This window comes from Paenibacillus sp. 1-8 (genome assembly GCF_056316205.1).
In genome coordinates this window covers 1,029,331-1,052,710 of record NZ_CM149995.1, presented here as the reverse complement: position 1 = coordinate 1,052,710, position 23,380 = coordinate 1,029,331, and the positions used below count along the sequence as shown (strand labels likewise).

At 45.9% G+C, this 23,380-nt stretch carries 24 protein-coding genes; 3 read left to right on the top strand and 21 right to left on the bottom strand.

Going from position 1 to position 23,380, the window contains the following annotated elements; genetic code table 11:
- Window positions 1–3: 3 nt before the first annotated feature.
- Complete coding sequence (locus tag AC0WRU_RS04885) at window positions 4–951, bottom strand: copper amine oxidase N-terminal domain-containing protein (protein ID WP_476127455.1); 948 nt, start codon at window positions 949–951, stop codon at window positions 4–6.
- A 687-nt stretch (window positions 952–1,638) separates the two neighbouring features.
- Here AC0WRU_RS04885 and AC0WRU_RS04880 point away from each other — a divergent pair.
- Window positions 1,639–1,929, top strand: a complete 291-nt coding sequence (locus AC0WRU_RS04880; RefSeq protein ID WP_476127454.1) for a DUF6809 family protein — start codon at window positions 1,639–1,641, stop codon at window positions 1,927–1,929.
- An 80-nt stretch (window positions 1,930–2,009) separates the two neighbouring features.
- Here AC0WRU_RS04880 and AC0WRU_RS04875 read toward each other — a convergent pair whose 3' ends face one another.
- Genes AC0WRU_RS04875 through AC0WRU_RS04865 form a run of 3 tightly spaced genes read right to left on the bottom strand, consistent with a single transcriptional unit; the run spans window position 2,010 to window position 4,242 of the window.
- Window positions 2,010–2,762 carry an amino acid ABC transporter ATP-binding protein gene (locus AC0WRU_RS04875; protein WP_476127453.1) on the bottom strand — a complete coding sequence of 251 codons (753 nt, stop codon included), beginning with the start codon at window positions 2,760–2,762 and terminating at the stop codon, window positions 2,010–2,012.
- Window positions 2,763–2,777: 15 nt separating this feature from the next.
- A complete protein-coding gene (locus AC0WRU_RS04870; RefSeq protein ID WP_025683112.1) occupies window positions 2,778–3,437 on the bottom strand; it encodes an amino acid ABC transporter permease in 660 nt (219 codons plus the stop codon).
- A gap of 40 nt (window positions 3,438–3,477) precedes the next feature.
- Complete coding sequence (locus AC0WRU_RS04865; RefSeq protein WP_476127452.1) at window positions 3,478–4,242, bottom strand: amino acid ABC transporter substrate-binding protein; 765 nt, start codon at window positions 4,240–4,242, stop codon at window positions 3,478–3,480.
- A 613-nt stretch (window positions 4,243–4,855) separates the two neighbouring features.
- Between AC0WRU_RS04865 and AC0WRU_RS04860 the strand changes: the two genes are divergently transcribed.
- On the top strand, window positions 4,856–5,986 hold the full coding sequence (locus AC0WRU_RS04860) for a Fic family protein (protein WP_476127451.1): 1,131 nt from the start codon (window positions 4,856–4,858) through the stop codon (window positions 5,984–5,986).
- A 101-nt stretch (window positions 5,987–6,087) separates the two neighbouring features.
- Here the strand turns inward: AC0WRU_RS04860 and AC0WRU_RS04855 are convergent, their stop codons facing one another.
- The 14 genes from AC0WRU_RS04855 to AC0WRU_RS04790 all read right to left on the bottom strand — a co-directional run bounded on the left by AC0WRU_RS04855 (window position 6,088) and on the right by AC0WRU_RS04790 (window position 19,224).
- Window positions 6,088–6,633 (bottom strand): hypothetical protein, encoded by a 546-nt coding sequence (locus AC0WRU_RS04855; RefSeq protein ID WP_476127450.1) that lies wholly within the window; start codon window positions 6,631–6,633, stop codon window positions 6,088–6,090.
- Between the two features lie 315 nt (window positions 6,634–6,948).
- Window positions 6,949–8,049: a toxic anion resistance protein gene (locus AC0WRU_RS04850; protein ID WP_476127449.1), complete on the bottom strand. Its 1,101-nt coding sequence runs from the start codon at window positions 8,047–8,049 to the stop codon at window positions 6,949–6,951.
- Window positions 8,050–8,208: 159 nt separating this feature from the next.
- Window positions 8,209–8,889 (bottom strand): hypothetical protein, encoded by a 681-nt coding sequence (locus AC0WRU_RS04845; RefSeq protein WP_476127448.1) that lies wholly within the window; start codon window positions 8,887–8,889, stop codon window positions 8,209–8,211.
- 58 nt (window positions 8,890–8,947) lie between these two features.
- Window positions 8,948–9,979 (bottom strand): ATP-grasp domain-containing protein, encoded by a 1,032-nt coding sequence (locus tag AC0WRU_RS04840; RefSeq protein WP_476127447.1) that lies wholly within the window; start codon window positions 9,977–9,979, stop codon window positions 8,948–8,950.
- Between the two features lie 17 nt (window positions 9,980–9,996).
- Window positions 9,997–10,833, bottom strand: coding sequence for an HAD family hydrolase (locus tag AC0WRU_RS04835; RefSeq protein WP_476127446.1), 837 nt, complete (start codon window positions 10,831–10,833; stop codon window positions 9,997–9,999).
- Window positions 10,830–11,981, bottom strand: coding sequence for a cysteine protease StiP family protein (locus AC0WRU_RS04830; protein WP_476127445.1), 1,152 nt, complete (start codon window positions 11,979–11,981; stop codon window positions 10,830–10,832). The genes AC0WRU_RS04835 and AC0WRU_RS04830 overlap by 4 nt, the downstream gene beginning before the upstream one ends.
- Window positions 11,978–13,324 (bottom strand): phosphoribosyltransferase family protein, encoded by a 1,347-nt coding sequence (locus tag AC0WRU_RS04825; RefSeq protein WP_476128575.1) that lies wholly within the window; start codon window positions 13,322–13,324, stop codon window positions 11,978–11,980. The genes AC0WRU_RS04830 and AC0WRU_RS04825 overlap by 4 nt, the downstream gene beginning before the upstream one ends.
- 52 nt (window positions 13,325–13,376) lie before the next feature.
- Window positions 13,377–14,618: an HpcH/HpaI aldolase/citrate lyase family protein gene (locus tag AC0WRU_RS04820; RefSeq protein WP_476128574.1), complete on the bottom strand. Its 1,242-nt coding sequence runs from the start codon at window positions 14,616–14,618 to the stop codon at window positions 13,377–13,379.
- Between the two features lie 166 nt (window positions 14,619–14,784).
- The gene (locus AC0WRU_RS04815) at window positions 14,785–15,519 is read right to left on the bottom strand and encodes a TerC family protein (RefSeq protein ID WP_025684509.1); all 735 of its coding nucleotides are present in this window, start codon (window positions 15,517–15,519) and stop codon (window positions 14,785–14,787) included.
- A gap of 27 nt (window positions 15,520–15,546) precedes the next feature.
- Complete coding sequence (locus AC0WRU_RS04810) at window positions 15,547–16,815, bottom strand: TerD family protein (protein ID WP_476127444.1); 1,269 nt, start codon at window positions 16,813–16,815, stop codon at window positions 15,547–15,549.
- A gap of 102 nt (window positions 16,816–16,917) precedes the next feature.
- Window positions 16,918–17,499, bottom strand: a complete 582-nt coding sequence (locus tag AC0WRU_RS04805) for a TerD family protein (RefSeq protein ID WP_476127443.1) — start codon at window positions 17,497–17,499, stop codon at window positions 16,918–16,920.
- 33 nt (window positions 17,500–17,532) lie between these two features.
- Window positions 17,533–18,108, bottom strand: coding sequence for a TerD family protein (locus AC0WRU_RS04800; protein WP_134911025.1), 576 nt, complete (start codon window positions 18,106–18,108; stop codon window positions 17,533–17,535).
- A 47-nt stretch (window positions 18,109–18,155) separates the two neighbouring features.
- Complete coding sequence (locus AC0WRU_RS04795; protein ID WP_025684513.1) at window positions 18,156–18,749, bottom strand: TerD family protein; 594 nt, start codon at window positions 18,747–18,749, stop codon at window positions 18,156–18,158.
- A 28-nt stretch (window positions 18,750–18,777) separates the two neighbouring features.
- On the bottom strand, window positions 18,778–19,224 hold the full coding sequence (locus AC0WRU_RS04790; protein ID WP_476127442.1) for a tellurite resistance TerB family protein: 447 nt from the start codon (window positions 19,222–19,224) through the stop codon (window positions 18,778–18,780).
- Between the two features lie 464 nt (window positions 19,225–19,688).
- Between AC0WRU_RS04790 and AC0WRU_RS04785 the strand changes: the two genes are divergently transcribed.
- Complete coding sequence (locus AC0WRU_RS04785; RefSeq protein ID WP_476127441.1) at window positions 19,689–21,122, top strand: hypothetical protein; 1,434 nt, start codon at window positions 19,689–19,691, stop codon at window positions 21,120–21,122.
- Window positions 21,123–21,180: 58 nt separating this feature from the next.
- On the opposite strand, the gene AC0WRU_RS04780 is transcribed toward AC0WRU_RS04785, so the two are convergent.
- The 3 genes from AC0WRU_RS04780 to AC0WRU_RS04770 all read right to left on the bottom strand — a co-directional run bounded on the left by AC0WRU_RS04780 (window position 21,181) and on the right by AC0WRU_RS04770 (window position 23,211).
- A complete protein-coding gene (locus tag AC0WRU_RS04780; protein WP_476127440.1) occupies window positions 21,181–21,720 on the bottom strand; it encodes an ATP-grasp domain-containing protein in 540 nt (179 codons plus the stop codon).
- A 111-nt stretch (window positions 21,721–21,831) separates the two neighbouring features.
- Complete coding sequence (locus AC0WRU_RS04775) at window positions 21,832–22,380, bottom strand: YcxB family protein (RefSeq protein ID WP_476127439.1); 549 nt, start codon at window positions 22,378–22,380, stop codon at window positions 21,832–21,834.
- Window positions 22,381–22,449: 69 nt separating this feature from the next.
- Entirely contained in the window at window positions 22,450–23,211 is a 762-nt protein-coding gene (locus tag AC0WRU_RS04770; protein ID WP_025684518.1) for an SH3 domain-containing protein, read from the bottom strand.
- Window positions 23,212–23,380: the final 169 nt, after the last annotated feature.

The following is a 23,380-nucleotide window of genomic DNA, read 5'->3' as shown; positions in this document are numbered from 1 at the left end:
TGCTTAGTTTCCCTTCCACGGGTTGACCAGCATAGGGATGTAGTCATCTGACGCTAATCCGAATGCAATATATTCAATGTCTTGCAATTTAAAGGATTTGTAATTTTTAATGCCTTGAAAGAGTTCATCTCCAGACAAATAAATTGGGTAATATACCATCTTTGTACCGTCTCCATTATCTTGCATCAAGCCGTCCATCGGAAAACGCACACGTGCATCCTTATTCTTCGTCAAGTAAAATATGCTACCTGCTGTAGTAGACTTCGTTTTCACCCTCATACGCAGATAAGGCACACCCTTTGGAGATGTGTAAGGCTCAATCGAATAAATACCTTCAAGTAGCTTAATAGGCAGATCAGATTGCTTGAAGATCACTACTTTGTTGTATGGCTTACCTGCAACATCGTTTATAAGATTTGGTATCTTGTTTATTGCCTTTTTATACGGTTCAATGCTCACTGCCTGATGCCCCGTATCCTCCAGCGCAGCGATCTCCTTCTTCCCAATCCAAACCCAGCGGCTGACCTTATCCCATTCCACCGTCTGTCCCAAGCCTTCACTTACCAGCCGTAGCGGTACAAAAGTACGGTTCTGCTTCAAAATAATCTTCGTCTCATATGTTTTACTCTGTCCATCCACGGTAGCCGTGTTCTGTCCCACCGTCATGTTGACCACATGTGCATCATTCTTAATCGACACAGCCAACTGACCGCCTGCTTTCTCCCAGCCTACCTTAGCCCCTAGCGCTTCGGATACAAAACGAATAGGAACCATCACATAATCATTATCATCCTGAAATGGTTTAGCGTCCGGAAACTGTATTTTTTTCGCATTCAATAATACTTCAATCGGTTTGGAGCTACTTGCTGCTTCCGTCGTTGAAATTGTACTTGTTGCTCCCCATAGCAATGTGACTGCGGTCAAACTCAACATCCATTTTTTCATACTCATCTCTCTATCCCCTTTGTCTGTTTAAACTATAAACTATGTACTATCAGCCCAAATCCCATGAACTTATCGCAACCCCACTTCCGGAAAATACTGGATACAACTTATATATTATATGGTTTCCCTATCACAAAATCTATAAGAAAAACTTCTAATATAAAGGCATTCTAAAAAAACAGACTACATTGACCAAAGTTTTATCCCCCTAATATCAGGAACCTAACTCCTTCAAGTAGTTACATTTCGCAAAAATCTCAACAAAAAAGGGCTGCCTCTCCCCTGTAAGGAAGAAACAGCCCGTGTGCTTCACGCGCAAAAAACGATGAATATATCAGCGCATACCCTAATGATTGTTCCAGCAGCATCCAATATTTCTTACATCATAAATCATAACTGACTAAAAATCAAACGTTACTTTTTTCTCACGAAACATCTCAAATATTATTCATGCAAACCTGAACTGCAGCTTAATTAAGAAATCCGGGCGCAACAGCGATGGAAAGCACCATCCGACCGCGTAGTGGCGCCTCATGTACATCTTTAGCTAGCTTATATACTAAAAAACTCTATGCGAAAAGCGCATAAATATCAACATGTAGCTTACTTATGCCGTATACTTTGCCTTGGGTGATGGATTTACGTGAGGACAAAGACTTAACACAATAGTATTCATAGGGAGGCATAATGAAAATGATTTTGGAAGATATGTATTATGGGAATTGGCGTCCCAGTGAACAAATAAAGTCAACCGACCCTGAGTCTCAAAAAGTGAATCAAAAAATTAGTGAATATATGGAGATGCTAAAAAATAAATTATCAGAAGTCGATTTTGAGCAAATTGAAGTCATGTTTGATTTATTGAGCGAGTCAACTTCCCTGCACTCCGCAGCAGCATTTATCCACGGGTATCGAACGGGGGCCTTAACGATGATTGAAGTATTTAACGGGGAGAAAGAACTTGTTGATGGTAATAAACCATGAAGATAGATGATGGAGGAGGAGTTACGGCGGGGGAGCGCGCAGCGCCTCCCCGACACACACCCAAACGAGCAACTATGTTTTTAAGCCTCCACCCGATTCAAAAACACCTTAGTCCGCTCTAGCTGGGGATTGCCGAATATCTGCTCCGGCGTACCGGATTCCGCAATTTCTCCATTGTCCATAAAAATGACACGATCCGCCACATCTCTCGCAAAGTTCATTTCGTGGGTCACAATGACCATCGTCATATGCTCCTCAGCCAGCTTTTTGATAACACGCAGCACCTCGCCCGTCAGCTCGGGATCAAGGGCCGAGGTCGGTTCGTCGAATAGCAAAATGTCGGGATTCATCATCATTGCCCGGGCAATCGCCACACGCTGCTTCTGTCCACCCGACAGCCGGGATGGATACGCATCCGCTTTATCCGCCAAGCCGACTTTAGCCAGCAGCTCAGCGCTTTGACGACGCAGCTCAGCCTTGCTAACCTTTTTCACCAGCTTCGGAGCCAGCTCCAGATTATCCTGCACCGTCAAGTGAGGAAACAGATTAAAATGCTGGAACACCATGCCCATCCCGGTAGTAATGCCCTTAATGTCACCTGCCGGAGCGTACTGACCGTTTTCCACCAGTGCTTTATCATGGATGCGGATCGTCCCGCCCGTCACATCTTCCAGGTGTACCAAACTACGGAGCATGGTACTTTTTCCTGAACCCGAAGGACCGATGACAGCTACAACCTCGCCCTCCTTAACATTAAAGCTCACTCTTTTCAGAACGTCGAGCTTGCCGAACGATTTTTTCAAATCGGTTACTTCTATTGCGTTAGTGTTCATATCCCGACATTCCTTTTACTCAAATTTAAAACGTTTTTCCAGCGCTCTAAAGAATAGCGTCAGCACCAAAGCCAACAACAAATAGATCATAGCCGCTACAAAATAAGGCACAATCGTAAAATCACGGTTCACAGCCGTATTCGCAAAATGCAGCAGTTCCGGTACAGCTACCGCGTATAGCAGAGCCGTATCCTTGACCAATGTTGTCGCCTCATTCGTGACCGCAGGCAAAGCAATCCGTACCATTTGTGGCACAATGACTCTAATCAACGTCTGCGACTTGCTCAGGCCCAGCACTTGTGAAGCTTCGTATTGCCCCTTATCAATCGACAACATCCCGCCTCTGAAAATTTCAGCAAAATAAGCCGCATAATTCAGCACAAACGCCAGCAACGCAGCCGTTGTCCGGTCCAGAACCAGATACTCCCCGATCACAGGCAACATCGGCAGACCAAAGCAAAAGAACAGCAGTTGCAGCAAAAGCGGTGTGCCCCGTATGACATAAATGTACGTATGCATCAGCCAGGCAATAGGCTTAATTCGGCTTTTCGCTAGCAATGTAACGATAAATCCCAGCGGAATGGACAAGATGAGCGTGATAAAAAATAAAATAACCGTCATCTGCGCCCCTTCGAGCATAGGCTTCATAATTCGTAAAATATAATCCATACTCATAACCTTCGACTCCTAAACCCTTAGTTCAATACGCTACGTATTAATTCAAAACTTTATCTTCACCAAACCACTTTTTCGAAATCTCAGCAGCTTTGCCATTCTTGTGCAGCTCATCCAAAGCAGATTGCAATTGCGTCAGCAGCTCTTCGTTCCCTTTTTTCACGCCGATGCCGTACTCCTCAGGGGCCAGCGATTCATCAAGCAGCTTATACGTTCCTGGCTCTTTGGACATATAGTATTTGGCTACCACTTCATCAATGACAACCGCATCCAGACGTCCGGTTTTCAGGTCGGTCAAAGCGAGCACATTATCGGGATACTCAGACACCTTCACCTTGCTCTTGATCGGATTCGCATCTAGTGCATCGGCTGCCGAGGACAATGTTTGAAGACCCACGTTTTTGCCCGCCAGATCGTCCAGCCTCGTGAGATTGGATTTGGTCGGAAGCGCGATCACCTGACTATTTTTCAGATACGGCTTCGTAAACAGCACTTTTTCCTTGCGCTCATCCGTAATCGTATATCCGTTCCAAATCAGATCAATACGGCCGCTGTTCAGCTCGGATTCTTTGGTAGACCAGTCAATGGGCTGAAATTCCACTTGCTTACCCATCTGCGCCGCAGCCGCCTTGGCGTAATCAATATCAAATCCGGTCAGCTCGTTATTTTCATCTCTAAAACCCATCGGTGCAAATTTATCATCAATTCCGATGATCAGCTTGCTGTTATCTTTACCGCCGGAACATCCGGCTAAAACGATCATAATCAATCCAATCATCATTGTGAACATGGCTGTTTTTCTCATTTTATTCCCTCCAGCAATGGTAACCTCCCCATCCTAAAGGACAGGCGGCAAACGCTTTAGTTCGTTAACACGTTATCAGAGTATCATCATAACATACCGCAGGATACTCGTCGAGAGGAATGAGCGGAATCTTAGCCTTATAAAAATGGAAAACCTGTGACAAAAATTTGACCAATGTTTTATAATGTAAAACCTTACCTAAACGTATGAGAAGCTTTCTTGCGGTTGGTAGGCGCTGCGCGTGCAGATTGTTCTTCCGATCGCCACCGCCCTCGGATTTTTATTATTTTATACAACCTGTAAAGGTTAAAATCCGGGACAAAAGCGAACGCTTCGCTTCTTCAGAACAATTCTGCCCGCTCCGCTCGCAACCGCCGTAATGCTTCTATACGTTTTAGTGGTGGGTAAGGTGGAAAAAGGGGTAGGCTAAATTTAAATCACTTGGCTACCTTACTTTGTAGCTCAGGTACAAAAAAAGAATTCCGTGGAGTTTATTCGCGGAACTCTCTTTTTGACTTTTCCTGAAATCGTTAAGGGACAGTTACATAAATATATTGATTTGCGGTAATTTAGCGGCAAATGTTTTATAATTCAGTGAGGAGGAGGTTTTATAATGTTTAAACCGAGATATACCATTACGTCGTCGATGATTAATGATTTACTGAAAATAGAACGCTCCAGCGTAGTTGCAGAGCAGCTTCCGCTTCCGGCAACGATTCTTGAGGAATTAAAAAAAGAAGCGCAAGAGGTGACTGTACTACTTTCAACCAAAATGGAAGGTAACACACTGGACAATGAAGCAAAGCGGAAGGTTCTTTATAAATCCAGTAAAAACGACGAAGAGCAAGAGGTTTATAACTTGATGAAGGCCATTAAATTTCTAGATGAGTCGGAGCAGCGTGAACTGCCCATCACCGAAGAATGGATTAAAAAACTACATGCTATCATCAAAGTAGTACATGGACGCAGACCTAGACTGAGCGAATACCGTAATGAACAAAATAAAGTTGGCGACCGCAATCAAGCAGGTTTTTATCTCCCGCCGGAGTCTCAAGATGTTCCCGTTCTGATGGAAGACTTGATTGCATGGGTTAATTCGCCGCATAATGTGAATTTAGCTGCTCCAATTCAAGCAGGAACAGCCATGTGGCAGTTTCTAACTATTCATCCGTACATGGATGGCAACGGACGAACCGCTCGTATGATCGCTACGTACATTTTGCGTAGAGGGGGTTATGGTCTGAAAGGATTGTTCGTTTTGGAAAATTTCTACGATCGAAACCTAAATGATTATTACCGTGCTTTGCAGATGAAGCTTTCCCATAACTATTATTTTGGTCGAAATGATGCAGATATAACTGTTTGGTTGGAGTACTTTTTGAGTGGATTGGCCGAAGTATACTCAGAAGCAGCAGAGATCGTTCGACAAAAAAATAGCGAGATGCTCAGGGTAGAACCTGAACTGATCCGTAAACTGGACATACAGCAACGTACACTATTCCGTCAATTGGTATTCAAGCAAAATGCCGCCTCAATAACTGAGATTTGTAGGCTATTGGACGCTGGTGAACGGACGGTAAGAGAAAAGATTAAAAAGTGGATTGAAGAAGGGTTCCTGGAGCCAAAAGATCCGGAAGCGCAACGTATCCGTACTATCGTTCTTTCAACCCAATATGAAGAGCTTGCCGCCGATATTCGCAATGAATCCGAAAAATATCAGTATCTTTTGGGTAGTGATGACTAAACAGACAGTGCCCATCGTGTTATGTTGACAAGATAGATAACACAGGAAAAGAGAGCTCCGCGGAGTTTATTCGCGGGACTCTCTTTTTGTTTTCCTTAAGTCTACCATCTGCGGCGTTCGTCGCCTCTCAGGGGAAAGTCGCTCAAATCTCCGAGTTGGTCATACGCATCTTTGTAAATTCGGATCATAGCTTGTACCTTGTTAAAGTCGCTGTCTTCCGGGCCGAATCCTTCCATATACATTTTTTGAATGATGTTCTGGAAAAATTCGATACGCTTGCGGATGGAATCCTGCTCCATATGCAGCACATCTTCAAAGCTGTGTGCCTCGGCAAATTCAGACAGCTCATCTGGCTCCTGCTCTTGAAATCGCTCTCTCCGGGTTTCAGGATTGAGATCAATAGAGGTGCGCAAGGCTGACAACAAAATATTTTCCCGTACCAGCATGACATGAAAATCCTTGTTCTTAAACAGGTCCGCCACGATCAGACGGCACATTTCCTTGTTCTGCAACAGAATCCCGTCAAAGGGATGCAGCGTCCACACACCATAATTAAAAAATAAATTGAAATTAAAACTGCTGCTTCCATACTGATACACAATGTTGATTTTCGATTCGTCGATGATTTCAAATGAAAATTCCAGCATGCATTCTCCTTTGGGATTCCAATATTTAACTCTATCCTATCAGAAAATGCATGATTTTCAATAAAAAATTTTATTTCACAGAATCATTTAATTCCACGATAGAATCGGCTTTTTCGCTACTGGCAGCTACAAGCAGATAGACAATCACACACCCCATAATAAAGGACATCATACACTCGTTCTCTCCTTTGTTATTTCACTTTTTAAGAGTTTATGCACGAGATTGCTATGTATGATCATCATGTCCTTTATTTGCTGCCCCCAAACCAAAAAAGACGCCTTTCGGCGTCATTCGATATAAGCTGTGCTCAAAAGTTAGTTCAGAAACGAGCTTGGTCTTTCGGAAGAATCGTTATCCTTCAAACTCTTGGGCTGTTCCTTCCCTTCTATCCCCAAACGTTGGCTGAGGTTGGCGTTGATTGCCGTCATTTTGCTCGTATAATCATGACAGCTTTCAATAATTTGACGGTTGGATTTTTCGGACAGATCCAAAGCAGATACCAAATCCCCAATCGCCTGATTCACAGCTTCCAGTGACATTGAAGGCTTGCTAAGTAGATCCGTCGTTCTCTCGGTCGTCGTTTTGAGAAGCTTGGCATTTTCCTTGAATTGATTCTCAATCGTACGATTCGTGGCATCCACGGCTGAAATGATTTTGTCCTGATCCGCCAGCGCCATCGCAATCATAGCCGATACAGTGATCAGATTCGATGTTTTATCAATGGCATTATTTACGGAATCAATCAGTTTATCATTATTATCATTAATAATATCCGTGGCCGCAATCGCCTGATTGTAGAGCAAAATCATTTCGGTCATCGACTGCGTGCGAGTAACCACCTTGCGCAGTCCCCGTTCCAGATGAGGCTTCCGCGTTTCATTCTCCGGCTTGGCAATCTCAGTCTCGAACAGCTCCTTCAACCGATTGCCAAAGGCGATCTTCGTCTGCAAATTGTAGATTTCCTCAATGGAAGCCTTTTTCAACTGTCTCATACCGACGATGTTTTCTTCCAGATTGTCCTTACCGTCTCTCAAGGCTGTAATGATTTGCTCAATGTTCGTTTTGACCGACTGATATTTGTAAATGTAATTCTTCAGCGGGCTTTTCCGTAGAAGCTTGCCGAAAAGGCTCACATTTTTGCTCTGCTGGAGCGTTTCACATTCGTCCCGCAGCTTTAAGATCATGTTCGATACCTCGGCCCGGTCGCCGGACATGAGATCGTTCACCGGACGATCCAGCATTTTAAGAGTCTGTCCCGCACGCTCCTGCGTTTTTACCCCCAGCTTCCCGATGTCGTCCATTAAGGTATCCAGGCTCATGACATCGCTCTGTGACACCTTCTGAATGAGTTGTGAAGCCTCCTCGGTCACCTTTTGTTCGTCTTCTTTTTTCAATTCAGCCCATGGGGTCGCCATAACGCTACCTCCTATCCTAAACAATAACTGTTATCCAAAGGCTAATAGTTATTGTTTAGGGCAGCTATGCTGCTTTTTTTAATTTTAAAATCCAACGGCTAATCGTTGTTATTCAGAGCAGCTATGCCGTCATTTTTATCAATTTTCCCAAAAAATAGCCTACAATTCGGAACTGCTGTACCGCTGGTGAATCAGCTCGGCTTTGCTTTGTAATTCCATCAGATCCTTGTGCTCCACCGTGGATACAATCACGGATATTTTGCTATCCACATCCCGCAAGCCGTTTAATAACGTTCTCCGGTTGGTTCGCTTGGCATCACCGCTGAGCCGGAGAAACGGATTAATCAGTCCGTTCAGGTCCTTCAAAATTAGCCTCCGAACGGTGTGGTTTACTTCGCTGTTATTTAATTCATGCAAAAGCGGAATCACCCGCTGTAAACGTGCGAACAGAGCCAATGCCTTCTCGACGATCTCGTTATCGAGCGCATCCTTTTGCCCCTCGGAGATTACCATATCCTCCAATACCTCCAGATACTCCATAACCTGAGCAAATTCGCTGCTCACCTGGTCTGGTAAGCGTGGTCTTCCAGTCATAGGCTTCGATGGTTCCGAGGCTTTCTTTTCAATCTTCTGTGTTTCAGCAGCTTGCTCCTGCTCTACCGGTATAACAGAACCCGTCAGATTGGGTCGGGGATGGCGGATAGCCATAACGACGTTGTATCCCCCTAAACCAATGATCGGAATCGCCAAACACACAAAAAATGGCAACCAAAAGCTCAGCAAAAGCGCAATCAGATAGCTGGCCACGGCAATCGTGGTTCCCCACATTTTTGACGTCATAGCTTGTACCTCCTGACGTAAACCCTTACCATATTGTAGAAAATATACTCTACATGTGTCAATGTAAGGATTTACGTATGGTGATTGGCTGCTCGATATGACTGGCTAAAATGTCGTATTGCGGATGAAGCGGACCGACCTCGTGACCCAAAGCCGATTTCACCGCCAAATAAGGAAAATTGATGCCGGACAAGCATGATACATGCAGCCCCCCGGACATCCGCGGATTGATCTCCAGCAGCTTGGGACGCTCGCCGTTATATTTTACCTGAATGTTATAATTGTACGGAATGTGATACGCATCAGCGACCTTATGCGCCACATCCAGCAGCTCGGTATGGTGCTCCAGCAACCGTAATCGCCCTCCCGCCTTCCTGCGCGGAACTGCTGCCAGCAGCTTTCCGTTTCGGTCAGCCAGGCAATCAATACTGTATTCATAGCCCTCCAGCAGCTCCATCACCATCAGGTTGGGGAACGACTCTGTGGATGACAATACACGATGTGCCTCCTCGAACGAGATATGGTTTAGCGCATGGCCGAACAGCTCCTCCAGCGGATTACGTTCATTGTCGATGATGCGAAAACCCATTCCGCCCTCTGCATTACATGGCTTGAAGCATACCTTATGCTCGCGTGCCGTTAACGTCTCATAAGCCTGTTTAAACTGCTCTGCATTACTGGCAATGGCATAATCGGGAATCGTGACGATGTCCTTTTGGCGAATGGATTCGTAAAATAAATCCTTTTCCATCAACTGCTCCAACAGTTCGGTATCCCGGCATACGATGACCTTCGTCCCAATTTCGTCGAATAGATGAAGATTCTTGCTAATATCGAGCATATTCCACCGTGGAATAAAGACATCAATTCCGTGACGCTTACAAAAATCAGCGCAAAATTGTGCGTACTCCACACCACTTGTGCGCGGCTCTACTTCAGCTACATCACTGGCCTGTAATGCCATATGCTGCGGGTCCGAGTGCGTCGCATAGATCTCGAACGGAATACCGTCCTCATTGTTACGAATAGCATTCATATAATGATACGCCACCGAAAACCAGCGGTTAAAATATACCTTGACCTTCTTCACAGAGCCACGTCCCCTATCTATTCTGAAAATGAAGTTCGAGCTGCAAACACACTCCGATGTATTTCATGAACATACGCCATGATTTCGTCCGCTGCATAAGCCCCCGACACTTCCGTAAAACGGTAATTGACCTCCAGCTTATCCCGCAGCTGTTCCCGGTACAGCTCGCCATGACGCGGAGCAATCGCATGGTCGGCATAGTCCAGCAGACAACGGTCCAGCAAAGAGTCGCCGGACGCTACAACAGGCCCTCCATCCGTGAGGTTACGGATATGCTCCACGGCTGCCTGTTTATTTACAGCCGCAGGCACCAGATACACCTTGCGCCCCTGAATGGATACCTCCCAGCCCATTTCACGCATGATTCGCGCCTTCTCCAGCACCTGCTCCAGCGGCATCCGATCCCGTTCAATCATGAAAGCATAAAATAGCTCATCGCAGAAACGCTCACTCCTAACCCAGTCTTCATGCAGCACCTGTCCGAACACCTGACGTGCTTCTTCCGCATTGGCACCATCTCGGCGTACTTGTTCGTGGATACTCCGATTCCACTCCCGATCCACCTCGCCTCTGACGATGATGTTACCGCCATTACTGGTCACGGCGTACGTCGGAACCAGCTCCGTTTGAAACACCGTGATTCGTCTATACTGTGCCATCGTGCGGGTCGTCACAGGCATAAACATCACGTCTTTTGGCAGCGTCTTTAGCAGTTGGAGGGCTTGTGTTGAAATAAACGCCGCCGTTGCCCCTTCAATGTGTTCCGCAGGCAGCAGCCCAGGGGACTCCAGCGGCACGCCAAGCGAACGTTTGGAGTAAATTAGCGTCTGGTCCAGGTCACTTGCGTAGATCATTCTTGTCCTCCCTTGAGCGGCTTGATGATCCCGCAGCAGGAATAGGTCAGCCCTTTAAATACCTCGACAGGCACTCCCCGGTCCTTTGCCAGCAGCACGATATGCCGAAGATTCGGATTATCCTCACGATCAATCAGGATTTTCCACGGTACCCTGCGCAGCAGCACACGGGTCGTCTCCCCCACACCGGGCTTGACCAGATTGATATCCTGAATACCAAAAGCCTTTTGAATCGCCTCGATATCCCGTAAGCCCTGCCACGTCACCGCAGGTGGATTCAATGTCATCTGTTGAGCATACGCAACGGCAGCTTCAGCCACGTCTTGAAAGTAACCGGAAACCGTATCCACAAACGTATTGGACTGATCCACCGACCGCCAGGATTCATAAAATTTGGCCCCATGAAAATCGTCCGGACCTATCAGATCGTCGCGCAATACCGTCCGGCTCATCAAACCAGATACGGTCGAATTCAGACAAGCGCTCGGGATCAAATAATCTTCCCGTGTACCGAAGGTATCCGAGCAGCTACCCGGATCGGCCAGCACCGCCAGATCATCATTTAGGCGCAACCCGTAATCCGCATTCATCTCACGGCAGGCCTCGATCAGCACCTGCCGAATCGCCCCTTTTCCCGTCCAGCCATCGACAAACTGGAGTTCAATTTCCAGCCCATGCTGCTGTAAAATATACAAAATAGCATTCCGGTCAATGCCTTTGCCGCGAATAATGGAAATGCTGTAATGCGGCAGGGAAACGCCGTACTTCCAGTCAATATACCGCTTGATCAGGATACCAATGGGCGTTCCTGCTCTGGCAAGCGAAACAATTGCCGTGTTCAGGCCCCTTTTTCTCACAATCATTTCAGCCACAGAAGCTGCGGCTAACGCGACTTTTTCGGCCGATTGGGCAAGCGTTTCGTGAAACAACGCAATATACTCCGCTGTAGGCTCATATTCCACCGGAAGCATTTCTGAATAATGGACTCCCGACTGAATCGCCTCTTCACGATCCTCCGTCCCTTTTTCCAACGTAACGCGGCTCAAATCCTTCAATAAAAAAGTAACATCCGATGCAGGATAGCTCCCCAACGGCTCGGGCGGATGAATGTTCTTCTGTTGTATTTGCTTAATGAGTGTCTGCTTCATATCCGTGCTCCTTTACTCTCCTGCCCAGTTAATCGGTTAAAATAAACGACATGCACTTGGTCGCAGCCAAGACGGGTCAAAGCATCCAGCATGGGCTGCATTCGCTGCGCGACCGACTCCCTTTCGATCAACACAAAGATCTCGTCATACTGACCAGGATCTACATTATAAATAAAATTGCGTATCGTCCCATCATCAGGTGAGGGATAAGGCACACCACAAACTACGCCATATCCTTCCTCACGATGGGGGTAAACCGGGCTGCGCGTCGTCGACTGATAATACACATTCGGGCCTAGCTCCGCTGCAATCCGCATCGGAATGTACATAAATTCCCCCGTACCCATCACCAGCGTGCGCTGCCCTGAACGAAGCTTCTTCAATCGTTCCGCAGTATGCGTAATTTCCGCATCCAACGCAGTATTATCGGCGGATTGCAGGCCGAAACGACCTGTATATTTCAAATAAGCAGCCTTATTGGCGTATCCGTCCGTTGAAATCGAGCTGTGTACTACCCGTTCAAAATCAGACGCATCCTCTTCAAAACAGTGGTCAATTATTCCAGAAGCGTCTGTCGTATCCTCTGCTATGCTAGTAGCAGCATGTTCTGCGTGCCCAGCTCGCCCAGCGTATTCTGCGTAATCCAGCATCGGCACTCCTTGTACCTCAATCTTTCCTTTGAGCAAGCTTAAAGGCGTAATCGTAATGCCCAACTCTGCCTCCAGATCGGTAAAAGCCTGCTCATCGCTGTCTGTCCGCCAATCCAATAACGAAGCAATCACATATTGCTTTCTTGGAAAATGTGCCTGAATATCCCGAATAATATTAAGGGTCGTTTTGCCCGTCGTAATTTCATCATCTACCAGAACAATGGGGCCGTCTCCCGCAAATGCATTCTCATCCAGCGCATAGCACCGATGATCAACAGCGTGCGAGTGCTCTTCTTCAAAACGAATGACCGGCCGAAGGCCCGGAATATCCTCGCGCGTCGTATGGATATACGAGGCACCATCGTCAAACAACCGATACATGCTGTGTCCCAGTGCTGTAGCCGTCTCGGCAAAACCAACAAACTTGATCGGCTCCGAAAAAGAAAAAGCCAAACGCTCATCCATCAGCTTTCGGTAGGCCTCTTTCGCATAGTCCGGGTCTAGAAGTCCTCTCACGGCCTCTCCGATCAGCTCGTCCATCTGTTGTCCTGCCTGTGGGACAAGCTCCTTGTACAGCAGTATCGCAAGTGCCGCTCCACTCAACAAAGAGGTGTATGGATTTACCGGAATATGCTTGCCTAGCACCTTGCTGACAAACAAAAACGAACGCTTCTTGTTCACCCGCGCCGCCATCGCAAACAGCTTGTCCACAGGAAGGCGGAATGGATTATGTGTTTCCGTAATTTTAACGCTGAACTGCTCCAGAATAGGCAGCAGATGTGTTTTCATGGTTGGGTAAGAGACTGACAAAATGTTGTTGTTCATGTAACACCCCGTATACTTTTGATCTGTTTATAATACGATGAGCCCAATTTAAATGCGGCTTAATTTCATTCATTTTGTTGGCATAGGTGCTTTTGAATACACCCAGACTACCGTCATTACGCTCCACAATCGCGAGGGCATCCATATACTCCTCATGTGTCACTGCGTACATGGCCTGTACCGGCTTAATATGGGAAGGATGGATGATCGTTTTGCCGATGATGCCATTTTCCTTGTCCATCATGACCTCTCGGATCAGTCCGTCCATCGCATCTGAAATGAAGTCCATCCGCAGGTTGCGTCCCTGCTTACCAAATGCATCCTCAAAGGGTGATACTCTTAATTGAGGCTTAAATACACGTTCCCGATGGGAGAAATATTCCCACACTGGACCGGAAATGACATAATCCGAGTCTACGCGTCCAAACAGGTTAATAATATCAGCGATGCAATCCCGAATGACGGCAATTTCATAGATTGTAATATCCGGGCTACGTCTCAAGCCAAACAGGCTGGAAAAATCAGTTGCCCCAATTCGTACATTCAGCACATATTCCTGATACTCGTCCAAAATCTCTTTGATCGACAGCAGCTCATTCCAGCGGGTTTCCCGGTAAATGATGTTGGAGCTTTCAAGAATCGGTAATCCGTACAACACAGGGATATTCCATTCAGCCTTAGCGTTAGTGTTGATGTCATCTCCAGCAACAGCTTCGCTTTCCCCTTCGACCTCCGTAACCGTGCGCTTCCCCCGGTTATATCCGGCAATGAGTTCAAAATATGCTCGTCCATTATCAGAAGAGAACTTGGGCAAAACAAAGCCGGTCAGCAGTGTCAAGGATTCTCCTAACCCGTTCAGCAGCCGCTCCAGCTGTTCCACAGAGCGCACACGTACAAACAGCAGCGGCAAACTCTGTTCACTCATCGCGCCTGTCCGTACATAGGACAATAGTTGAAGCAGTTGCTGCGCCAGCGATTGTTCCGCCTGTCCGACCTGCTGATCCCCTATAGCATCCTCCAAATCCAAAATGACCGTCGTTAATCCTTCATGTTTTCCATTTTTGATCTCTACCGCTACTTCCGAGCGGGTAGCAGGCATATACAAAGCTGCTCCTATCGCATAAGCCAATATACTTTTGGGAGAACGGTTATGAAACTCCAACGGTGGAGTACAAAAGATCGCTTCTACTTCCTCAGAGGTCAAATCATTAAAATATTTCAGGGCCTTCTCCTCCTCTTGCTCTTTCTTGCCTGACTGAAGCCCTGTGCCTCGGGTATAAAAGAAATCCCCCCTTAAGTTCAGGAGGGATTTCGCTATACTTTGTACATTAAGCCTCTTCGTCGGCCTTTTTCTTTCTTTTCGCCGAGCTAATAACCATTGTGCCTACAAAGACGGCAATCAAAATGCCGAAGAACAAGACCTGCGACATATGAAAGCCAAAAGCAGCAGCCAGCATTTTACCCCCGATAATGGCGATCATAATAAAGGCTGTCTGTTCCAGTTCCGGAAATTTATCAATGAGCTTGAGGAACACTTGAGCAACACCGCGCATCATCAGAACGCCGAGAATACCACCCAGGAACAGAACCCATACCTTCTCGCTCACACCGAAAGCGGCAATGACGCTATCAATACTGAAGGCAATATCCATCAGTTCGACCATTAATACCGTTTTCCAGAAAGAAGTAGGTTTGTTTTTCACTTCTCCTTCACCTTCGGACTTGAATAAGCCCTTATAAGCAATATAGAGAAGATAGGCCGCACCCAGTACCTTAATCAGCGTGAACTTAATCAGGAATGTACCCAAGCCGATGGCCAGGAACCTGAATATATACGCACCCAAAATCCCGTAAAATAAGGCTCTCTTCTGTTGCTCCTTCGGTAAATGCTTAACCATAACCGCGAGAACCAAGGCGTTATCCGCCGACAAAAGACCTTCCAGCAAAATGAGAGTTCCAATAATCCCCCAACTCACCGGGTCAGAAAGCGTAGCTACAACATCACTCCATGAAAAGAAATGGCCGTAGTTCTCGCTGATATTTTTAAATAAATCATTCAACATGAAAAAAGTGCCTCCGATAATTCAGTTTTATTTGCTACCCTGCGACCATCGCATGCCCCAGTTATGTGCACGATCCAACTCACGATGACCGCCATAGAATTGCACGAGTCTTTCAATGCTGAACGTTTCATCGTTCACGTTTTGGAGCATGGCAATCGCACACATCCCCTTGCGGTTGTCATGTTCATTCAGGTGAACGACAATATCCGGTCCGTCCTTCTGGTACAACGTGACCACCCCATCCGCCTGCGACCAGTTCGTAACGCCTTCATAAATGAAGCTAAACACCAAAATTCGCTTGATTTCAGAAATTTTAGCTCCGTTGATGCGGAGATTTTCCCCTGTTTTCACAGAACCAGTACGGTCGTCGCCGTCCAAGGCAATGTACGGGAAGCGAGTCAGCGAGCCGAAAGCTTCACCTAGCGCCTGAACAACACCTTTATCCCCGTCCTTCATCTCATACAAGCAGCCCAGATCCAGATCGACACCCTTGGAGCCACGACTGAAAAAGCCCTTGCTCTGCTGCACCTGATTCCAGTTCAGATTGATCAGGATTTCACCCAATCCGCCCGAGCCTTTTTTCAGGTTGATGGTGTCGCCCTTCTTCTTCAGCTCAATTTTGCGCAAATTCAGATTCACCGGTGTTGCAGATGGCTCTGGCTTCGGAGCAGGAGGTGCTGGCGGCGGTGTTGGTGCTGGCTGAGGCGTTGGAGACGGTGGTGCAGGCACTGGCGCCGGAGGAGCCGGATTATTTTCCACTTCAATCCCAAAATTAACGCACAACGCATCCAATCCACCGGAAAAACCTGCGCCAATCGCGTTGAATTTCCATTCCCCGTTATGACGATACAGTTCACCAATGACAATGGCCGTTTCCACTGTAAATCCGCTATCCAAATTAAACCGCAAAACCTCTCCGCTAACCGGATGAGCAAAACGAATGAATCCACCTTGAACCTGTCCAAAATTTTGCCGTTTCTGATCCGCATCATAAATCGTCAACGTAAACGCAATCTTCTCGATGTTTGCCGGAATTCGCGTCAGATCAAGGGCAAATTGCTTTTTGTCACCGGACTGTTGTCCGTCTGAATATGTGATAAAGGGCGTGGTCGGATTGTTATAAAAAATTAAATCCTCATCGCCTGATACTTTTCCTCCAGGACCCAGCAAAAATGCCGAAGTATCCAGTTCCAGAGACGCTGGGGACTCCCAGCCAATCCCTACATTGACATGGGTCAGACCCGGATTCGTTTTGGTCAAATCCGCCTTCTGTCCCTTTACTACGATAACAGCCATGATTGTGTCACCTTTCTGTCCGTTTGTCATGTGTCAGCGTACGCCCATTCAATGGCTTAAAAAGAAAGGGTAGCGCCCTATGGACACCACCCCAAGTGGATATTATTGAGCGTCCAAGCCATAGTTTTTAGCAAGCGCACCCAATCCACCAGCAAAGCCACTGCCGATCGCCTGGAATTTCCAGTCCGCATTCTGACGGTAAAATTCACAGAATACCACGGCCGTTTCGGTGGAGAAATCCTCTCCCAAATCGTAGCGCAGCACTTCACGATCCGTCGCTGCGTCTACCACACGTACGAAAGCATTGGACACTTGACCAAAGTTTTGCGCGCGTGCCTCGTAATCATAAATGGTAACCGTGATCCCGATACGGTGGATGTTCGCAGGAATCTTCGAGAAATCAACGATGATTTGCTCGTCATCCCCATCGCCCTCACCTGTGCGGTTATCGCCTGTATGGGTCACAGATTCTGCTCCGCCTGTTGGATTGTTGTAAAATACAAAATCATCAGCAGCTTTCGCTTTGCCATCTTCATAAAGCAGGAAAGCCGAAGCATCCAGGTCAAAGTCCGCGCCACCGCTGTATTTGTTCGTATCCCATCCAAGACCTACGACAACACGGGTCAAGCCGGGATTCGTTTTAGTCAGATCAATACGTTGTCCTTTGGAAAGACTAATGGTCATACTGCATACCTGCTTTCTTTGTATAGATTTCAGTTACGCCAAACCGTAATCGCGAGTCAACCCTGCAAGACCATCCTGGTAGCCACTGCCAATGGCATTGAACTTCCACTCACCACTATGACGATACAGTTCGCCTACAACAACGCCTGTTTCGATCGAGAAATCTTCTCCCAGATCAAAGCGAATCAATTCTTCATTGTTTGCTTCGTTCACGATACGAGCATAAGCACGGGACACTTGTCCAAAGTTTTGGCTGCGTTCTTGTGCTTCATAGATTGTAATCGTAAAAGCGATCTTTTCAACGTTAGCTGGCACGCTGCCCAAATCAATTTTAATTTGCTCGTCATCTCCGTCACCATCACCTGTACGGTTATCACCGGTATGAACAACAGAGCCGTTCTCATTTTGTGGGTTATTGAAAAAGACGAAGTTCTTATCCGATTCTACTTTACCCTCTGCATTAGCCAAAAATATGGATACGTCCAAGTCAAAATCCTTACCGCCGTCGTATTTGTTCGTATCCCAACCCAAACCAACCGTGATTTTGGACAAGCCTGGATTAGTTTTCGTCAAATCAATCTTTTGACCTTTGGATAAGTTAATTGCCATGATAAGAACCCCTTTTCCATAATTAAGTTTTGTATTCGTAAAATAAATTACATATAGCGCTGAGCCAGCACATCAATATGTACGGCATGAGTGCCCTCACCGATGGCAGCAAACTTCCATTCGTCGTTATGACGATAGAGCTCTCCACAAACCAGCGCAGTCAGTCCTTCATAATTATCAGATAAATTAAACGTGACCAGTTCCTTGGAATTAGCACCATCCAGAATGCGGATATACGCTTTCTCGATCATGCCGAAATCCTGTTTCCGGTTTACGCAATCATATATATTCACAACAACAAGCACTTTGTCGACATTGGCAGGAATACGTGCCAGGTCAATCGCAATTTGTTCATCATCACCGTCGCCTTGTCCGGTCAGATTATCACCGGAATGAACGACTGAGCCGCATGGGCTTTTTTTATTATGGAAGCATACTACATTGTCCGACTGAGTCAGTTTCCCGTTTGCGTCCAGCAAAATGGCAGAAGCATCACAATCAATATTCGGTTGCTTCTTGATGCCAAAAAATCCTTTGGACTGCACCGGGTCCCATCCCAATCCGGCAATAACTTTGGTTAGACCTGCGTTTCCTTTGGTCAAATCAATTTTCTGGCCCTTGACCAGATTAATTACAGCCACTGATTAACACACCTCCCTTCCGTAAAATTTACAGACTAAATTCAGACGGATTCAAACCCAAAGCGCCGCAAATTTCAGCGACAATTCGTTGTTCATTGGCATCAAAGTCACCGTCAGCAGCACCAATGGCACTACATACGCCAACGACGAGTCGGCCCACTTCAGGCTTGCCTTTCAATTTGCCAATAGCTTTGAGTGCTTCCTGTTTGCCGATTTCAGGCGAAAATTCAAAGTTCGCTACATAGTGATTGAAACGGTTGATGACCTCCCCCATATCAAACACTTTCAATTCTTCACTGATATTTATGTATCCGGCCATTTTCGCTTTCTCTTCCGGACTAATAGTACCGTCAGCAAAAGCTACTAATGCACAACCTGCAACAACAGCATCCATAAAATCTTTATTCTTAAATTTTTTAACTTGGTCTCCAAGTCCTTTTTTAGTTGTATTCAGCCAATTTTTAAATGTACTCATGGTTACCTCCACAATTACGTATTTGAGTAAAATGCATCCTAGTTAATTTCTTCCTTTACTATAACCTGAATTACGATCTTTTTCTACAATAATATACAAAAATACGGTAAATACGATCTATTTATTATTGGTATCCTCTCTATCTTTAGCCCTATTTTCTACATAAAAGGCCCTCTTCTATCATCCATCATTTGGTACCCCAATTGCAAGTCCGTAGATACCGCGCAGATACGTTCATATGGATATGTGGCTAAATACAGCCCTATGCTACCTTCACAGTATTAGAGCAGAGACGAAAACTAGCAGTTTAGCTGCCTTTAATAATAATCATTTGCCTTTGGATAACTATAATTATTTAAAATGGATTGACAGTTTGAGAGGAATAAGCTATTGTTCTATCAAATTACAAGTTTTTAGCTGGGAATAATAAAAAAATAGTATAGCCAAATTAGGAGGAAATTCACATGACAGCACCTTTTGCCAACCTAAGACTATCTCCTTGGAAAATCATCCCACTATCCACTGCCCTACTCATTGCTGCCTTTTCCAGTCCTATTGATTCCTATGCCGCACCCGCGGCAGCCCCGGTCGTCCAGCAAGTAAGCATCTCCAGTTCAAGCAATATCACTGATTCGGACAACCAGCTCACCTATCTAAAGGACCGTTATAACATTCAACTATCCTCCACCCCGACAAAAGGGGAATATATCGTCGCTCTTGCCACCGTGCTGAACCTGAACAGCTCAAGTACAGCTTCTGCGGACAAAAACACCGCCTTTACAGGTTTAAACTCAAATGACCCGTTGTATGCCCAAGCGGCAGCACTGTATGCAGAAGGTATTCTGGATAACACTGACGTAAAACCGTCTGCTCCCCTGACACAAAACGACGCGATCCGTATAGCTGTAAAAGCCGCTGGATTGACTGAGTTGGCTGCTACATACTCTGAGGATAAGGCGCAGGCTGTGCTGACTAAATCGGGTATTCGTACATTGACTGGAACTGCTGAGACCCGTCTGGCGGCCTCGCAGGATCTGGCAGTCGCTGTAGATACAGGACTGCTGCCGCAAAGCGCGCTGTCCTCCTTCCAGCCGGACCAGCAGGCCGATGCGTCATTCACCGCCGAGGTGCTAAGCCGTGTGCTGGCATTCCACGGCGAATACAAAAATACCGTCGGTCAAGTACAGGATGACGATATTTTTGCTAAAATCCATCAGGCCTACGATACACAGATACTTGTCCAATCCCCAGAGCTGCAAGCCCTGTTCGACGCAGGACTTCAGCAAAATCTATTCACAGGCTACAATATCAAGGACAGCCGCTATGATGCCCATTTTGATCCGAAGCTGTCCCTTACTTACGGACACAGCGATCTCAAGCACGCGATCCAACTGATTGGGCTGCTTCGCAGCGAGGGTATTCAAGCCAAAGTACAGTTGGAACCGAAAACTTCGGCTTTTGTATACTTGAAAGAATGGGGAAAGCCTGTCCAGACCGAAAACTATAAAGCCGTACAAACCAACAACGGTAACTATATCGCCTACTCCAAGGAGTTTGACCTTGCCCTCGAATTTGCGACGATCGGGCAGAAGAACCGTTTTGACACTATCATCAACCAATACGCCAAAAAGAACAGCGAAGACCAAGCCGGCCTGATCGCTAAGTCCTGGTGGCAGCCGCTCTATTACTCCCTGTCCTCCCCCGGCTCAGCCTACTCGGAGATTGCGAGCAACCGGGTCAGCGCAGGACGCTATTACGCCAAGTCCTTTTCGCTGACGGACAAGGCTTCCTCCATTGCCGATGGCTTACGTAAAATCAAGCCCGGCGTAGAGGTGGAAAGCTCCCACTTCTGGGTGGATGCTCCCTTTTATCGTTATTTGAACGGGGAAGCCCAGTAAATTTAATTAAAGCAACGAAAAGGCGCAGCCTTCCAATTCAACGGAAGCCCTGCGCCTTTTACCATAATCCGCGGTTCACCACAGCTTTTTTCAAGCTTGTATAAAACGCTTCAAGGTCTGTGTGTTCCGGCAATCCCGAAACCTGCCCGTCTCCCAATTCTATAATGATCCATTGTCCCGCTTGCGTACGAGCAATATCCATCGTGAAAAATGGACTCCGAACCTGACCTGCTATCTTTATAAAGTCCTCCAGATCTGCCTGAACTTCCTCATACGCCGCTTCATCCCAATAATTGACCATAAATACTGGCTTCCCGAACATAAAGAAAATACGATATTCCTTGGACAAAGGCATACCACTTTTCGGATGATTCGTTAAAAATTCCAAGGGTACAAACTCCCTTAACACGATTCCCCCATTCATTTCCGTTCCTTGAAGTTCAACAAAACGACGAATCACGCGTTCCACATGCTCCTCATCTGACGCATCTGGAATATAGCAGGCCTCCAGCCAATCGTGCTTCCGTGATTTAACGAAATCTTTGACCATAAGCGCCGATGTTCCGAAAGACTTGATCACCTCTCGAATATGTTTCACATCCAACTGCTCCTGCTCCAGCCACACACTACGTGGCGTAAAGTCCTGAATTACTGCATATGATTCAGGGAAATAGTGGCAGAAAGATGCATATGGATCCCCCCCACATGCTCAGCTTCTATTTAATTTGCTCATTTTGTCTATAAAATTATAATCCCATCTCTCAGATTCGATCTGGGTTTTCAACAGTTCTTTGAATCGTCGGCGCTCCAGTCTACTAGAAAAAATCCGTTTGGGAACCAATACAAACTTATGATTAGGCAACAATATATAAAAGGCAGTCAGCGTATTAATGACCCCCTTTACTTCATCCCAGTTGTACCCCGCAGAGTACGTAAAATGGAGGCTTTCTTTTGAGAATTCATATTCTTTTTCAATAGGCCATTGCGGATGATTAAGGTAATTAGCTCTCACACCCCTGATCAAAAAGAGTGGAATCACTACAAAAACCAAGATTGGAAAGAAAAACATAGCTATTGTATTAGTGTGAAAGTAATCATCTGTTATGAGCTTATAAATAGCCATGATAAGCATTAAGAATTGGATTGTCGCTAAATAACGGAGTCCCGTAGACTTCTGATACGTCCAACAAAAATTAAACAACATGATATCTTTTATCGTTAGCTTATACTTGTACTTAAATATTCCAGAATCTTGCATAAAATAACTCCTTTGATGTTATACGGTTCCTCCTGAAGATGACCCTTAAATTGAAATTTTAAGATCTCCCTACCCTCGCAAAACAACGCGGCTACTAATCCAGCCAATTAAACCATCAGAAGTTTCAACACGATACCATGTTCGCCCGTCACTAGGGTCCAACACAGTATCTTGTAGAAATTCTAAATAGTCTTGATTGTGTACAATACCAACAGATTTACTGCTGATGGATGGTTCTGCACGCAAATTCGCCTGGCTCACGGTAACCTGCCAGTATTCGATCTCCTCCGTATCCGCATAACCACTGTAGTAACGTCCATCAGACTTGATAATGACCCGACTGCTTATCCACCCAATTTTCCCTTCCCATGTCTGCACTTCATACCAGATGCGATCATCATTAGGGTCTATGTATTTGTGGTGCAGATATTCAAGCTCTTCGTCCCGCTCAAGTACAGCCATTGACTGAGAATGAATATCTGGTCCCTTTCGAAGATTCACCTGTGCCTCGGTAACACGCCAATACCATGTATCTTCTTCAATCGCAGTTTCCTTAACCGGATAACTAGATTTTACGGATTTCTTTTGTAATGCTTCAGAGGTTGAAGTTGTGCTGTCAGTTGCCGTTTTAACCTTAGATGCAGTTGCATTGCCAGTAACACTTTGAGTGTCAGAACTTGTAGCGGTTGAATTCTTAGCTTCCTGAACCTTACTTGGCTCAGACTGCTCCTTATTTCCATTAATATTAATATCAATTTGAGATGGTACGTTACACCCAGCAAGCATTATTAAGCTGGCTACTCCCAATACACCGACTCCTATTTTTTTCATTTACTATTTCTCCCCCTAAAACTACCCAGTATTTTTCGTCTTTTTGAATTATTCATTTATTTCGCAGATCATGAATATGTATCCTATCTATTAATATATCGGTTTTCAGAAAAATTTGGTAAACAAAAAAATCTACAGACTTCTCCAGCTAGCGAGTTTTACAGTTTCC